The 15,911-nt window shown below is 48.4% G+C and carries 15 protein-coding genes; all 15 read left to right on the top strand.

The window, feature by feature from the left end; translation table 11 throughout:
* Positions 1-180: 180 nt before the first annotated feature.
* A complete protein-coding gene (locus KSX81_RS17815; RefSeq protein ID WP_008771119.1) occupies positions 181-360 on the top strand; it encodes a hypothetical protein in 180 nt (59 codons plus the stop codon).
* 181 nt (positions 361-541) lie between these two features.
* Positions 542-997 (top strand): ferritin-like domain-containing protein, encoded by a 456-nt coding sequence (locus KSX81_RS17810; protein ID WP_005680129.1) that lies wholly within the window; start codon positions 542-544, stop codon positions 995-997.
* A gap of 80 nt (positions 998-1,077) precedes the next feature.
* A complete protein-coding gene (locus KSX81_RS17805) occupies positions 1,078-1,725 on the top strand; it encodes a MarC family protein (RefSeq protein ID WP_004308119.1) in 648 nt (215 codons plus the stop codon).
* 46 nt (positions 1,726-1,771) lie between these two features.
* Positions 1,772-2,254 carry a ferritin gene (locus KSX81_RS17800; RefSeq protein WP_004308118.1) on the top strand — a complete coding sequence of 161 codons (483 nt, stop codon included), beginning with the start codon at positions 1,772-1,774 and terminating at the stop codon, positions 2,252-2,254.
* Between the two features lie 23 nt (positions 2,255-2,277).
* Positions 2,278-3,330, top strand: coding sequence for a class I fructose-bisphosphate aldolase (locus KSX81_RS17795; RefSeq protein ID WP_004308117.1), 1,053 nt, complete (start codon positions 2,278-2,280; stop codon positions 3,328-3,330).
* Between the two features lie 12 nt (positions 3,331-3,342).
* Entirely contained in the window at positions 3,343-4,092 is a 750-nt protein-coding gene (gene gpmA / locus KSX81_RS17790; RefSeq protein WP_008643582.1) for a 2,3-diphosphoglycerate-dependent phosphoglycerate mutase, read from the top strand.
* A gap of 76 nt (positions 4,093-4,168) precedes the next feature.
* A complete protein-coding gene (locus KSX81_RS17785; protein WP_004308115.1) occupies positions 4,169-4,597 on the top strand; it encodes an Hsp20/alpha crystallin family protein in 429 nt (142 codons plus the stop codon).
* 100 nt (positions 4,598-4,697) lie between these two features.
* Positions 4,698-5,195, top strand: coding sequence for an RNA polymerase sigma factor (locus KSX81_RS17780; RefSeq protein WP_004308114.1), 498 nt, complete (start codon positions 4,698-4,700; stop codon positions 5,193-5,195).
* 22 nt (positions 5,196-5,217) lie between these two features.
* Complete coding sequence (gene pfkA / locus KSX81_RS17775; RefSeq protein WP_004308113.1) at positions 5,218-6,204, top strand: 6-phosphofructokinase; 987 nt, start codon at positions 5,218-5,220, stop codon at positions 6,202-6,204.
* 12 nt (positions 6,205-6,216) lie between these two features.
* Positions 6,217-7,992, top strand: coding sequence for a cation:proton antiporter (locus tag KSX81_RS17770; protein WP_004308112.1), 1,776 nt, complete (start codon positions 6,217-6,219; stop codon positions 7,990-7,992).
* A 6-nt stretch (positions 7,993-7,998) separates the two neighbouring features.
* Complete coding sequence (glgP, locus tag KSX81_RS17765) at positions 7,999-10,557, top strand: alpha-glucan family phosphorylase (protein WP_004313433.1); 2,559 nt, start codon at positions 7,999-8,001, stop codon at positions 10,555-10,557.
* A gap of 6 nt (positions 10,558-10,563) precedes the next feature.
* Positions 10,564-11,382, top strand: a complete 819-nt coding sequence (locus KSX81_RS17760; RefSeq protein WP_008643581.1) for an arginase family protein — start codon at positions 10,564-10,566, stop codon at positions 11,380-11,382.
* A gap of 54 nt (positions 11,383-11,436) precedes the next feature.
* The gene (locus tag KSX81_RS17755; protein ID WP_008775197.1) at positions 11,437-11,973 is read left to right on the top strand and encodes a methylglyoxal synthase; all 537 of its coding nucleotides are present in this window, start codon (positions 11,437-11,439) and stop codon (positions 11,971-11,973) included.
* A 234-nt stretch (positions 11,974-12,207) separates the two neighbouring features.
* Positions 12,208-14,613: an ATP-binding protein gene (locus KSX81_RS17750; protein WP_004312905.1), complete on the top strand. Its 2,406-nt coding sequence runs from the start codon at positions 12,208-12,210 to the stop codon at positions 14,611-14,613.
* On the top strand, positions 14,591-15,877 hold the full coding sequence (locus KSX81_RS17745; RefSeq protein WP_004308106.1) for a sigma-54-dependent transcriptional regulator: 1,287 nt from the start codon (positions 14,591-14,593) through the stop codon (positions 15,875-15,877). Before KSX81_RS17750 ends, KSX81_RS17745 begins: the two co-directional genes overlap by 23 nt.
* Positions 15,878-15,911: the final 34 nt, after the last annotated feature.

Raw genomic sequence — 15,911 nt, 5'->3', positions numbered from 1 at the left:
TCGCATTATGAAAGCAATTTGTTTCAAAACCGGACAGGTCCTGCCTTCCGTTTTCATTCCTCTGTCTGTTACTGTCTTTAGTGGAATTCTCTGCCTTTTTGTTTCCATTCCTGCCCCTTTTCGGGACTTGCGGCTATTATTACACAAATTACATGCCAAACAGTTTCTCTGAATCCATTTATGGCATTCAATAATCCCCCTGGACATACAGAAGAGGAACTTTGGCAACAAATACTCTCCCTGTCAAGGGAATTGCAGGAATGCAGGGCCTGCCTGCACTATCATAATACGCTGGATTACATATACGACAAGATCAACATGATAGAGAAAGAACTGGATATCTTGTTGAGAATGTTGTAGGGATCTTGTGACAAAAAGGCATGATAATTATACATTTTTATGACTATTTGTCTCGCAAGCATTAAAATTCATTTTACAACTCCATAAGAGTCCGATTTACAGATGCTATCACATAAATTCATGATTATTGCAGGATATGAATTACGATTTATTTTGTCTAATTTCAAATATCAGAACAGCCATGGATAAACGAATTGAATATGCGATGAACACATTGATCAATACAGAAATCTGGTCAACTAACCTGTACCTGTCATTGCAGGTCTATTTTGAGGGGCAGCAACTTCCGATATTGGCCTCATGGCTAAGTGCACAGGCACAGGACAATATGGGCAAGGTCTATCAGATGATGAACCGCATCTATCATGAAGGAGGTGCTGTAACCATCCATGAAATCAGGCGCGACATCCGGCAATGGCCGACACCGCTGGCTGCCTTGAACACCCTGCTTGAACATGAACAATATATATCCCGTCAGATATCCGAACTTCACGTACTATGCCAGAATACGGATTCATCCATCCATTCTTTCATCAAGGGGCTGTACACAAAACGGATATATGTAAGTACGGCGTTTATGGAATTGTTGCGTATCCTGGCCATGGAATATGAACGCAGGCTGCCCTGCTTCATATGATGTGTCAAATCGTGTAACCTGACCGGAGTTTATTGTTCACAGAGAAAATAATGGTCTAAAAATAAAACAAGTATCATCCTATGGATATATTCGCATACTCAATGTTGTGTTTCACTTCGTTGTTCACATTGATGGACCCCCTCGGAGTGATGCCGGTTTTCCTGCAGATGACCGAGGGCATGAGTGCCGGAGAACGCCGGAGCATCGCCTTAAAATCCTGCGCCCTCACGTTCGTCATACTGGTACTTTTCACCTTGTGCGGCAGGTTCCTGTTCCATTTTTTCGGGATCTCGACCAATGGTTTCCGGATTGCGGGAGGTATCATCATCTTTAAAATCGGATATGACATGCTGCAGGCACACTTCACCCATGTGAAACTGAACGAGAACGAGAAAAAAGAATATTCCAGGAACATCACCGTCACGCCTCTTGCCGTTCCGATGCTGTGCGGTCCGGGTGTAATTTCAAGCGGCATAACACTGATGGAAGATGCCCCTGAGCATATTTTCAAAATTGCACTGGTTTGCGTGATCGCCCTAGTCTGTCTCCTCTCTTTCATTATCCTTTGCGTGTCAACGCGGCTTTTGAAAATTCTTGGAGAAACCGGAAATAATGTGATGATGAGACTGATGGGGCTTATTCTGATGGTCATCGCCGTGGAATGTTTCATAAACGGGATGCAACCTGTCCTGACAGATATTTTGAGACAAGCACACGCTTGCCCCTGAATATGAAAAATAAAAAATAGTACCAACATTAAAAATTAGATTCATTATGACCGAGAATTTACAAAAGGCCCTGAACGGGCAGATTACTGCGGAATTATGGTCCGCCAACCTGTATCTTTCAATGTCCTTCTATCTGGAAAAGGAAGGTTTTTCCGGCATGGCCCGCTGGATGCGCAAGCAATCGGCGGAAGAGACAGGACACGCATGTGCCATCGCCGAATATATGGCCAAACGTGAGGCGGAGGCAAAAGTGGACAAGGTCGATGTGGTTCCACAGGGTTGGGGCAGTCCCACCGAAGTCTTTGAACATGCCTTGGAACACGAGAGACATGTTTCCAGATTGATTGACGAACTGGTACATCTGGCTTCCGAGGAGAAAGACAATGCCACCCGTGATTTTCTTTGGGGATTTGTCAGGGAGCAGGTGGAGGAAGAGGCGAATTTCCTGAACATCGTAAACCTGATGAAGAAAGCCGGAGAGAGCGGCATCCTTTTCATGGATGCAAAACTGGGGGAACGCCAGTCCTGATTTGGAATAAAAAAACGACTGACATGAGCACGATTATTGATTTGTTGGGAACGCAGGCAGGATACTACCTGGACCATGTATGCAAGACAATAGACAAGAAACTCATCCATATCCCCGAGCCGAATATGATAGACAAGGCATGGGTGGATTCCGACAGGAATATACGCACCTTGGAGAGCCTGCAAGCCCTGTACGGGCACGGGCGTCTGGCCAATACCGGGTATGTCTCCATCCTGCCGGTGGATCAGGGGATAGAACATTCTGCCGGAGCATCCTTTGCACCCAATCCTCTTTACTTCGATCCCGGGAACATTGTGAAACTCGCTATCGAGGGAGGATGCAACGCCGTGGCATCCACATTCGGAGTTCTGGGAGCTGTGGCACGTAAGTACGCCCATAAGATTCCTTTCATCGTGAAGTTGAACCATAACGAGCTGCTGACTTATCCGAACAGTTATGACCAGGTCATGTTCGGTACAGTGAAGGAGGCATGGAACATGGGTGCCGTTGCCGTGGGGGCAACTATCTATTTCGGTTCGGAACAAAGCCGCCGCCAGATTGTGGAGGTCTCACAGGCGTTTGAATATGCCCATGAGTTGGGGATGGCCACGGTATTGTGGTGTTATCTGAGAAACAGCAGTTTTAAGAAAGACGGGATTGACTATCATGCGGCAGCAGATCTGACAGGGCAGGCCAACCATATCGGGGTCACCATCAAGGCTGATATCGTGAAGCAGAAGCTGCCGTCCAACAATGGAGGTTTTAAAGCCATCGGATTCGGTAAGACCGACGGGCGTATGTATACGGAACTGGTCTCCGACCATCCGATAGACCTCTGCCGCTACCAGGTGGCCAACGGGTATATGGGAAGGGTTGGCCTGATCAATTCGGGGGGCGAGTCCCATGGGACATCTGACCTGCATGATGCCGTCGTAACCGCAGTGGTGAACAAACGTGCCGGAGGTATGGGACTTATCTGTGGGAGAAAAGCCTTCCAGAAGACGATGAAAGACGGGGTCTCGCTTCTGAACACCATTCAGGATGTCTATCTGGATCCTTCGATAACCGTTGCATAAAAACTATATGGCATGAAAAGGATCGTATTGTTGAGACATGGCGAGAGCCTATGGAACAAGGAAAACCGCTTTACCGGTTGGACCGATGTAGACCTGAGTGATAAGGGGATCGTAGAAGCCTGTAAAGCCGGTGATATGCTGAAAGAAGCGGGATTCTCTTTTGAGGCGGCTTACACATCCTATCTGAAACGGGCTGTGAAAACGTTGAATTGTGTTCTGGACCGTCTCAATGAAGACTGGATCCCGGTGGAGAAAAGCTGGAGGTTGAACGAGAAACACTACGGCATACTTCAGGGACTTAACAAAAGGGAGACAGCAGACAAATATGGCGAGGAACAAGTCCATATCTGGCGGAGAAGTTACGGCGTGTCGCCCGAGCCGGTGAAGGAAGACGATCCCCGCTATCCGGGGAACGACACCCGTTACGCCGGTGTTCCCGAAATGGAACTGCCACGGACTGAATCCCTGAAGGATGCCGTCATGCGTGTCATGCCCTATTGGGAATGTGTCATCCTACCCACATTGATGCATAGGGACAACCTGCTTGTCGTTGCCCATGGAAACAGTCTGCGCGGGATAGTCAAGCATCTCAAGAATATTTCCGATACGGACATATCCCTCTTGAACCTGCCCACGGCAGTACCTTATGTATTCGAATTTGATGAACGGCCGGTGCTTGTCAGGGACTATTTCCTCGGAGACCAGGAGGAGATACGGAGACGGACGGAGGCTGTAGCCGAACAAGGTATGATCAGACGATAAGAGTCAGTCAATCAGACTGATTTGTATTGTCTTTTTGAATATTTTATTTATTAACAATTTAAAAAAGGAGGTAAAAATGGTACCTGTAAAAACAAATTCAAACTGGTTGCCGAGTATTTTTAACGATTTCTTCGAGAATGAGTGGCTGGCAAAAACGGGAGTTACGGCTCCTGCCATCAATGTCATTGAGAATGACAAGGACTACAAGGTTGAAATGGCGGCTCCCGGAATGACGAAGGATGATTTCAAGGTGAATGTTGACGAAAACAACAACCTGACAATCTGCATGGAAAAGAAAGAAGAGAAGAAGGAGGAGAAGAAAGACAAGAAGTATCTCCGCCGCGAATTCTCTTATTCCAAGTTCCAGCAGACCATCCTGCTACCTGAAAACGTGGAGAAGGATAAGATTTCCGCAAAAGTCGAACACGGGATCCTGTCCATTGAAATCCCGAAAGTGAAGGAGGAAGAAAAACAAAAAACTTCCAAGGCTATCGAGGTTAAATAATTCCATATCTGGAATGGTGTAAGGCCGGACAGGCTTTTCCTGTCCGGAGAGCCGTCCGGCCTTTAACAGGCACTTCCGGAACAGGGAACCGGCACAACCGATGAAGGAATTCAATTTTGAAAAAGAGCTGCTTAGCGTACAGGACGAACTGTTCCGTTTCGCGTACAAACTGACAGCGGACAGGGAGAAGGCGGAAGATCTGCTGCAGGATACCCTGCTCAAGGCAATGCTTCACAAAGAAAGTTACAACAAGAACACAAATTTCAAAGGGTGGCTGTTTATCATCATGCGTAACACGTTTATCAACGGTTACCGGGCGGAGGTCGGTCATACCCGTCTGTACATATCCTCCGATCCTGCATATTATTCGCGGATCATGGACGAGTCCCGTACAGAGGAGGTGGACAGGAACTATGACCTGGAAAAGATACGTAATGCCATCAAAAGTATACCGGAGTCGCATTTCATACCTTTTGAGATGTACCTGTCAGGGTTCAAATACCGTGAGATAGCGGAAAGAACCGGTGTGAGTTTGGGAACCATAAAGAGCCGTATTTTTCACTGCCGGAAAAAACTGAAAGCTATATTGGCAGAATGAAACAAAACAAGAACTGAGATAGATGAAAAAAGATGAATATATAGGAATCCTTACTTCCGGAGGGGACGCTTCCGGAATGAATGCGGCAATCCGTGCCGTGACCCGTACCGCCATTTTCAACGGCTTCAAAGTCAAAGGAATTTACAGAGGGTACGAAGGCCTGATAGCGGGCGAGTCCAGGGAACTTACGACCGAGGATGTGAGCAGCATCATCCAGCGTGGGGGAACCATCCTGAAAACGGCACGTTCCGAAGCGTTCACCACCCCGGAAGGACGCAGAGAGGCATACGATACCATGAGGAAAGAAAAAATCGGGGCGCTGGTAGTCATCGGGGGCGACGGTTCACTGACTGGAGCCCGCATATTTGCCGAGGAATACCCTGTCACGTGCATAGGACTGCCCGGTACCATCGACAATGACCTGTACGGTACCGATTTTACAATCGGATATGATACGGCCCTGAACACCATTGTGGAGTGTGTGGACAAAATCCGGGATACAGCCACCTCGCACGACCGAATTTTCTTTGTCGAGGTGATGGGACGCGACGCCGGTTTCCTCGCCCAGAACAGCGCAATAGCCTCGGGAGCCGAGGCCGCCATTATTCCGGAAGACCGGACGGATGCGGATCAGCTGGAGACTTTTATCGGACGCGGATTCCGGAAGACCAAGAACAGCAGCATCGTCATCGTGACGGAAAGCCCGGGCAATAAGAATGGCGGAGCCATGCACTATGCCGACCGGGTAAAAAGGGAATACCCCGGATATGATGTCAGGGTCTCTATCCTGGGACATCTACAACGGGGAGGAGCGCCAAGTGCCAACGACCGCATATTGGCCAGCCGGCTGGGTGAGGCCGCCATACAGGCCCTGATGGAGGACCAGCACAATATCATGGTAGGCATACATAACAATGAGATTGTCTATGTTCCTTTTGACCAGGCTATCAAGAACGACAAGCCCATTGACAAAAACCTGATCCGTGTCCTTAACGAGTTGTCCATATAAAATGTTACTCCTATGTCGGAAGTTGCCCCTTTAATATCAGACCTTGCCACTATCTTGATTATAGCCGGTATCATAACCGTCATTTTCAAATGGCTGGGACAGCCGGTCATAGTGGGATATATTGTGGCCGGTATTATGGCAGGTCCTTCCATTTCCCTATTCCCGACTGTTTCCGACCAGGCCAATATCAAGATATGGGCGGATATCGGTGTTATTTTCCTCCTGTTCGCCATAGGACTGGATTTCTCGTTCAGAAAGCTGATAAGTGTGGGAGCCTCGGCCATATTCTCCACTGTTATCATCGTCTGCGGCATGATGTTCCTGGGATATACGGCAGGCAATGCGATGGGCTTCTCACACACGAGCTGTATCTTTCTGGGCGGAATGCTGTCCATGTCCTCCACCGCCATCGTATTCAAAGCATTCAGTGACATGGGGCTTCTCGATCAGAAATTTACCGGTATTGTCCTGGGGATACTAATCATTGAGGACGTGGTGGCGGTAATCATGATGGTGGTCCTCTCCACATTGGCTGTAGGCAAGCATTTTGAAGGCTTCGAAATGCTGGAGAGCATATTGAAACTTGCGGCCTTTCTTATTTTCTGGTCAGCATTGGGAATCTATCTGATTCCTACCCTTCTGAAAAGATTGAACCGCTTTATTAGCAATGAAATACTGTTGACAACCTCCCTGGGACTATGCCTGGGAATGGTGATGATAGCGACAAAGGCGGGATTCTCCGCCGCGCTGGGTGCGTTCGTCATGGGATCCCTGCTGGCAGAAACAGATAAAGCGGAAGAAATCGCACATATCGTGCAACCGGTAAAGGACCTGTTCGCCTCCGTTTTCTTCGTATCAGTGGGAATGATGATCGACCCTGCCATGATATGGGAATATGCCGTTCCTGTTTTTATCCTGACGGCACTGGTCCTATGCGGGCAGGTCCTGTTCGGGAGTTTCGGCGTGTTGCTTTCCGGACAACCGCTAAAGATTGCGATACAAGCCGGCTTTTCCCTGGCACAAGTGGGTGAGTTTGCGTTCATCATCGCTTCGTTAGGAATCAGTCTGAATGTAATGGACAAATACCTTTATCCGGTCATAGTGGCAGTATCGGTCATCACCACTTTCCTTACTCCTTATATGATAAGACTGTCGGATCCCGTCTACTGTTTTGCAGACAGGCACTTGCCACAATTCCTGAAAGATTACCTGACGCATTATTCTTCTGGAACAATGACCACAAGACATCAAGGCTCCTGGCACAAGCTCATCAGGTCCATGTTGGTATCCGTCACCCTTTATCTGGTGGTATGCCTGTTTTTCATAGCGCTGTTCTTCTCCTATGCGTATCCTCTGGTAATGGGACGTATTCCGGGGATGAAAGGAAGCCTGCTGAGCTTCGTTCTTGTCCTCCTTATCATATCCCCGTTTTTGTGCGCCATCATCATGAAGAAAAACAATTCCGTCGAATTCCGCAAACTTTGGGCGGACAACAGGTTCAACAGGGGGCTGCTGGTATCAATGATAGTGATCAAGGTGTTGATCTGTATCATTATCGTAATGGGTATCATCATCCGTCTTTTCAATGTCGCTTTGGGGTCAGGACTGATATTATCTTTCCTGATCATTGTCGTTATCTATTTTTCCAAGCGGATACGGAAACGATCGCTAAGTATGGAAAAACAGTTCCTCGAGAATTTCCAGGGTACAGCCGGGACATTTCCACAGGAAGAACCGGAAACAGGAGAAACCTCCACAGAAAAAAATCATGAACTATCAAATAAGTAAAATGTTATGGAATATTCAAGTTATCATGTAAACGTCCCACAATGGAGGGAGATTACAGTCGGTTCACACCTTCCGGCAGAATTGCGGAGATTTGCGGAGATGGCACATAATCTTTGGTGGACCTGGAACGAGGATGCGAAGAGTTTATATAGTGGTTTGAACCCGGAACTATGGGAAGAGGCGGAACAGAATCCGGTACTGTTTCTGGAACGGATGGATTATGAAGAGCTGGAGGCACTGACACATGACGGAAACTTCATGCGTAAGATGGAAAACGTATATTCCACTTTTAAGGCGTATCTTGATGTGGAGCCGGACCACAGCCGTCCGTCAGTTGCCTATTTCAGCATGGAATATGGTCTGGACAGGGTTCTTAAAATCTATTCCGGCGGTCTGGGCATATTGGCAGGTGACTATCTGAAGGAAGCTTCGGACAGTAACGTAGACCTCTGCGCTGTAGGGCTTTTATATCGTTATGGCTATTTTGACCAGGCTCTGGCGATGGACGGGCAGCAACAGGTTCATTATGACCCACAGAATTTCGGGCAGCTTCCGATAGAGAAAGTGATGCAGCCTGACGGGCGACAACTGGTAATCCATGTTCCCTATGCCGACAGTTTCACGGTCCATGCCAATGTATGGAAGGCCAATGTGGGACGTGTTTCCCTCTACCTGCTGGATACGGACAATGAACTGAACAGCGAGTTCGACCGTCCGATTACCCATCACCTGTATGGCGGTGACTGGGAAAACCGGCTCAAGCAGGAAATACTGCTCGGCATCGGAGGAATGATGACATTAAAAGTATTGGGCATCGAGAAAGATGTATATCACTGCAACGAGGGGCATGCCGCACTGATCAATATCCAGCGGTTATGCGACTATATATCCGAAGGCCTGGACTTCGGACAAGCCATGGAACTGGTTAGGGCTTCCTCGCTTTACACTGTGCATACACCTGTGCCTGCCGGCCATGACTATTTCGATGAGGGGCTTTTCAATAAATATATGAAAGGATATCCTGATAAGCTGGGCATTACGTGGGACGAGTTGATGAACCTCGGACGGCAAACTCCGGGCAACAAGGGAGAACGTTTCTGCATGTCGGTATTCGCCTGCAAAACCAGCCAGGCGGTAAACGGTGTCAGCAAGCTGCACAAGTCCGTTTCACAGCAGATGTTCGCGCCTCTCTGGAAAGGCTATTTCCCGGAAGAGAACCATGTGGGCTATGTGACGAATGGCGTACACTTTCCCACTTGGTGTACGGCGGAGTGGAAAAAGCTGTTTAAGGACAATTTCGATGAGAATTTCATGAACGACCAGTCCAATCAGGAAATATGGAAAGGCGTTTATAATATACCCGATGAAGAGATATGGAACATGCGGAAAAGGTTGAAAACCAAACTGATATCCTACATCAAGTGGAAATGCGGCCGGGACTGGCTCAAAAGCCAGGTTGACCCGGCATTGGGTGTCTCCATTTTCGAGAAGTTTAATCCGAATGCTCTTCTTGTCGGCTTCGGAAGGCGCTTTGCAACTTACAAAAGAGCTCATCTTTTGTTTACCGATTTGGATCGTCTGGCGCGGATTGTGAACAATCAGGAACATCCCATACAGTTTGTCTTTGCAGGAAAAGCCCATCCAAACGACACTGCCGGGCAAGGGCTCATCAAGCAGATTGTGGAGATATCCCGCCGTCCTGAATTCTTGGGTAAAATCATCTTCCTTGAGAATTATGACATGGACCTGGCACGGCATCTTATTTCTGGGGTTGACATCTGGATGAATACTCCCACCCGTCTTGCGGAGGCTTCCGGAACTTCCGGTGAGAAGGCTCTGATGAACGGCGTACTCAACTTCTCCGTGCTGGACGGTTGGTGGTACGAAGGCTACCGCAAGGAGGCGGGATGGGCCATCACCGACAAGGCCACCTATCAGGATGAACAGTACCAGAACCAACTGGATGCGGAAACAATTTATTTCCTGCTGGAACATAATATCCTGCCGTTATATTATGAACGGAAAGAAAAAGACTATCCGGAAACCTGGGTCAAGTACATCAAGAACTCGGTTGCGCAAATAGCTCCCCGCTTCACGATGAAAAGACAGCTGGATGACTACTATGACGGATTTTACAACAAGTTGTCGGAACACTTTCATGTTTTGGCGGCGGACAATTATGCAAAGGCGAAAACGCTTGCCGGCTGGAAGGCAGCTGTCGACAGCAGATGGAATGCCGTGGAAATCGTTTCCGTGAATGCGGGAAAAGGATTGGACGCCACGGTGGAGGCTGGTAAGGAATACGAGATGACGGTCGTCATTGACGAGAAAGGGCTGGACAACGCGATCGGATTGGAATCGGTCATTATACGGCATGAGGAGAATGAGGATCGCATCCATGAGGTCATTCCTTTTTCTTTGACATCCAAAGACGGAAACCTATACACTTTCAAGGCAATAACCAGAATGTTCAGCGCTGGAAGCTTCAAACAGGCATTCAGAATGTATCCCAACCATCCCCTGTTACCTCACCGGCAAGATTTTTGTTATGTACGATGGTTCTGAACGGACATGAATAAGCAAGAGTTACTGACAAATGGACGGTGTAAGAAGAAGGCGGACCGAGAAACCGTCTGGCCGGTTGTCATCATGAACTTCACCGGTGTGTATGCCCATGAGGTATTTGCACGGAACAATCAGTTCATTTGGCTAGACTGCCGTCACCTTTCTGGAACGAGAGGTTACTGTGACAAGGAGGGGATACGAAAATTGAAGCGGGTGATTGCCGGTTATCCAGCGGAAGGTATCCATTTCATTGATTCGGGCAATTATCATTACCTGACCAAATTATGGACAGACAAACTTCGAGTTCCGTTCTCTCTGATTGTATTCGACCATCACCCCGACATGCAGCCTCCCTTGTTCAAGGGCATGCTTTCTTGTGGGAGCTGGGTAAAAGACATGTTAGACTGGAATATGCTTTGCAAGAAAGTGGTGATAGTCGGTGCATCGGACAAACTGATACGCACCGTACCGGAAGAATACGGACAACGAGTCAGTTTTTATAGCGAAGCGACGTTAGCTCACGAGAAGGGCTGGCACAATTTCTCCTCTGCGTATATTGAAGGACCGGTTTACTTGTCCATAGACAAGGATGTCCTGAACCCGGCATCCGCAGTAACAGACTGGGATCAAGGGTCTTTCAGCCTGCAGGAACTGGAGGAATTACTGGCAATTGTCCTTCGAAAGGAACGTGTAGTCGGCATTGATATCTGCGGGGAATGCTCCGCAACGCTTACTTTGTTTGAGGAGAGGCGGGAAGCCACCGTGGACAGCCGGGCGAACAAGGAGCTGCTCAAACTCATACAGTCATTCTCCTGTTTTTTATAAAGCTGTTGGATATTGTTAATTATATTATCACATAAACCATATTTTATTATTATGATGAAAACAATTGTTCGTAAAATCGGTCTGGTTGCACACGATGCAATGAAAAAGGACATGATAGAATGGGTTCTTTGGAACTCGGAACGTCTGATAGGGCATAAGTTCTATTGTACGGGAACCACCGGTACACTCATTAAAAAAGCGCTCGAAGAGAAACATCCTGAAACAGAATGGGATATCACGATTCTGAAATCCGGTCCTTTAGGTGGTGACCAGCAAATGGGCTCACGTATTGTGGAAGGAGAGATTGATTATTTGTTCTTTTTCACGGATCCGATGACATTGCAGCCACATGACACGGATGTAAAGGCACTGACCCGGCTGGCGGGAGTTGAAAATATAGTTTTCTGTTGTAACCGTTCGACAGCGGACCATATTATTTCCAGTCCTTTGTTTCTTGACCCGACCTACAAACGGATTCATCCAGACTATACCAATTATACACAACGCTTTGAAAACAAAGAAATTGTATCGGAAGCAGTAGAACGGGTGAAGAAACGGATGAGCCGAAATGAAAACAATATGATCGAATGAGAATGTAATGTCCAATAAAGGGGATGTGATATGTTTCAGTCATAAAAAGCAGGTTCCTATCCTTTCTGTGAGTATAAAAAAAGATTAAAAGATCAACTGTGTGATAGCAAACTTGCGAGGTATCCTCAAATGGTTTGAAACAGTAATAAACTTTTATCATAAGTTTCTATTATTCCCTTTTATATGAGCGAACACGCCTTTTTGTAGGATTCCAATATAAGAATGAAGACTTCCATGTGGTTGAAACTTAAAATCCTTTTAGGATATGTCATACTGCTTCTCCTGCTCGTCCTGACCATTCATATCTTCCGCAAGGAACAGACGAGGCGGAACAGCCTGCGACAGGATGAGCATGAACTGGCCTGTATCCGGCATCTGGCCGGAGAAACATACGCGGGCTTGCTGGGACTGGCCACTTACGGTGAAACAGCCAGCGTCTGGGATGAAAGCGACCTTGGACTCTACCACACAAAAAAAGACAGTGTCTGTAACATGTTGCAGACACTGAAAAGGTATGTGAAGTCTCCCGAACAACAGTCGCGCATAGATTCGTTATGCCTGCTGCTGGAAAGAAAGGAACTGTTGTTAGACACGGTCATGGACACGTTCGGGCGTCTGCGCAAGACCGGCGAGATCGTGAACAGCAAGATTCCGGCAATCGTGTCCCATATCCAGCAGGCGGATGTCCTTCCTGCCGAGAAAAAGAAGGAGGAGGAAACTCCGAAGAAGGGTTTCTGGTCATTCATCAGGCCCGGGAGGAAAAAATCGGCCTATCTGCAGCAGAAGGAACAGCTGGAACGCCAGCGACAGTCCATTGGTAAACATCAGGGTACCACATCTGTCACGAGCATGCTGCACTCCCTTGACAGGGAGGTGACCGACATGCAGAAAGCCGAACGGGAAAGGCTGCTGGAACAGATGGACCTCCTGTACAGTAACAACACGGACCTGAACCACAGGCTACACCGGATTGTCAGGGACTTTGAGGCGGATGCTGGAATACGGCTTGATGAGCGTTACAGGCAATTCATTTCCACACGCGACCGCTCGTTCCATACGGTCTCTCTGCTGGCTGTCCTCATCTCGTTGCTGACCGTCCTCCTGTATCTTATCATCCACCGGGATCTGAACAGGATAAACCAGTATCAGCGTCAGCTGGAAGCCTCCAATCGTGAGAACACGGAGCTCCTACAATCCAGAAAACGCATGATGCTCACCATCGCTCATGACCTTCGTGCGCCACTGGCTACTATCAAAGGATGCGCCGAACTGCTCCCCGGGGAAGAAAAGAAGAGCCGCAAGGACGAGTATGCGGAAAATATACTCCATTCTTCCGATTACATGATCGGGCTGGTCAATACGCTGATCGGATTCTACCTGCTGGATACCGGCAGGAACAAACCCATCCTTTCGATTTTCCGGCTGGAGACCCTTTTCAGCGAAACAGCCCGGAACTACGGTTCGCTGGCCAAAAAGAAAAAGCTGCGGCTGACAACCGCCTTTTCCGGTCTGGATGTGGTAGTAAGCGGTGACCGTTCCCAGCTCCAGCAAATCCTGAACAATCTGCTTTCCAACGCCATTAAATTCACCCGGCAAGGTGAAATCCGCCTGCAAGCGGAATACCGGAATAAAGAATTGCATTTCTCGGTACAGGACACCGGTACCGGGATGACGGAGGAAGAAACAACCCGGATATTCACAGCTTTTGAACGGTTGGACAATGCCCGTAATGTTCCCGGTTTCGGATTGGGGCTGGCCATTGCAAGCAGGCTGGTCTCCGGGATGCAGGGAAGCCTTACCGTAAAAAGCAAACCGGGTGAAGGCAGCACGTTTACCGCATTCCTGCCACTCCTTGAGGCGGATGAATCCACCCAGATGGATGAGACACGCATCGCTACTGATTATCATCTGGATGGAATCAACGTACTGGTCATTGATGACGACCGGATGCAACTGAACATTACCAAAGAGATGTTTAACCGTAACGGAGTGCGGTGCGACTGCTGCCAGACCAGCCGTGAACTGGTTACCCGGCTACGGTCACAAAGATATGACCTGCTGCTGACGGATATACAGATGCCTGAAACGGACGGCTACGGAATACTTGAACTGCTCCGGGCATCCAATATGGAGAACGCAAAGACAATCCCCGTCATAGCGGTAACGGCACGGGTGGATGATGACAACGAGTATCTGTCGGGCGGCTTTTCGGGCTGCATCCATAAACCATTCTCTATGGAAGAACTGATAAATACAGTGGCACAAGTGATAGGAGAAAAAGACAGAAAGGAGTATGCTCCCGATTTCTCACTCATCCTTTCAGGAGAGGACAACAGGGAGGAAATGCTCGCCCTGTTTATCGAAGAGAGCCGGAAAGACCTTGCCGCATTAACCGCTGCCTTAGACCGACAAGACAAGGAGGCCGCCGCCTCCATCCTGCATAAGAACCTGCCCCTATGGGAAACCGTCCGTCTGGATTTCCCCTTGTCTCATTTACGGGAACTGGTGACAGAACCTGCGACAGAGTGGACCAATAGACAATCCATGGAAATGCGGGACATCATCCGGGCAGTGGAAAAACTGATAGTATACGCTGAAAAATACGGGAGGAAAGCCTATGAAAACAATCCTGATTATTGAAGATGATATTGTGTTCAGCCGTAGCATCAGCAACTGGCTGGTGAAAAAAGGGATGAAAACCGAATGCGTGGCAACCCTTGCGAATGCCCGTAAAGCCATCGGGCAAAAGGAGTTCGACCTAATACTGGCAGACCTGCGCCTGCCGGACGGAAATAGCACCTCGCTCCTGAAATGGATGAATGAGAAGTACTACTCTATCCCTTTTCTGATCATGACCAACTACGGACAGGTGGAGAATGCGGTGACAACCATGCAACTGGGAGCCATCAACTACCTGTGTAAGCCTGTGCAGCCAGACAATCTCCTGGCTCTGATAACGGAGATACTGGATAAAAACGATAACGAACAGGAGTTCTACCGAGGTGAAAGCCCCAAAGCCCATGAGATGTACCGTCTGATAGAGATGATTGCCTGTGCCGACATCTCCGTTCTGCTCCGTGGGGCTTCCGGCACCGGGAAGGAGCACATTGCAGCCGAGATACATGCCCGGAGCCATCGGAAGAACAAGCCGTATCTGGCTATCGACTGCGGGGCCATTTCCGATGAGCTTGCCGCCTCCGAGTTTTTCGGTCATCAGAAGGGAGCCTTTACCGGTGCGGAAAGCGACAAGGTCGGATTGTTCCGTGCCGTTAACGGAGGGACATTGTTTCTGGACGAGATAGGCAACCTTTCCTATAAGACACAGATGCTCCTGCTCAGGGCCTTGCAAGAGAAACGCTGCAAGCCGGTAGGTTCCACGAAAGAATACTCTTTTGATATCCGGCTGGTTGCCGCCACCAATGAGAATCTGGAAAAAGCCATCGGAGAAGGACGCTTCCGGGAAGACCTGTTCCACCGGCTCAATGAGTTCACTCTGCGGATTCCTACACTGGCAGAATGCCGGGAAGACATCCTTCCTCTGGCTTATTTTTTCTTGAAACTCACTTGCGCCAAGGCCCATAAATCGTTTCGTGGCTTTGACCGGCTGGCAGAGGCGGCACTGCTGGAATATCCCTGGCCGGGGAATATCCGTGAACTGAAGAATGTAATAGGTCGAGCCGTACTCATCTGCCAAGAGCAATGGATTTCCGTTTCAGACCTGAACCTTGAAATCTCCCTTCCTAAAGAAGAAGAAACGCAGTGGACGGAAGAAGAAAAAGAAAAGGCGTTGCTTCTCCAGACCCTTGAAAAGACGGGTGACAACCGTTCCAAGGCGGCCCGGTTGCTCAATGTCAGCCGGACTACCCTGTATGAGAAACTAAGGAAATACCATATCATCGACTGACCGGAGGATAACCCGAAGCAAATGAGGTTTACAA

The organism is Bacteroides sp. MSK.18.37 (assembly GCF_019129155.2).
GTDB classification, from domain to species: Bacteria; Bacteroidota; Bacteroidia; order Bacteroidales; family Bacteroidaceae; genus Bacteroides; species Bacteroides ovatus.
This window is presented reverse-complemented; position numbering and strand designations above follow the sequence as displayed.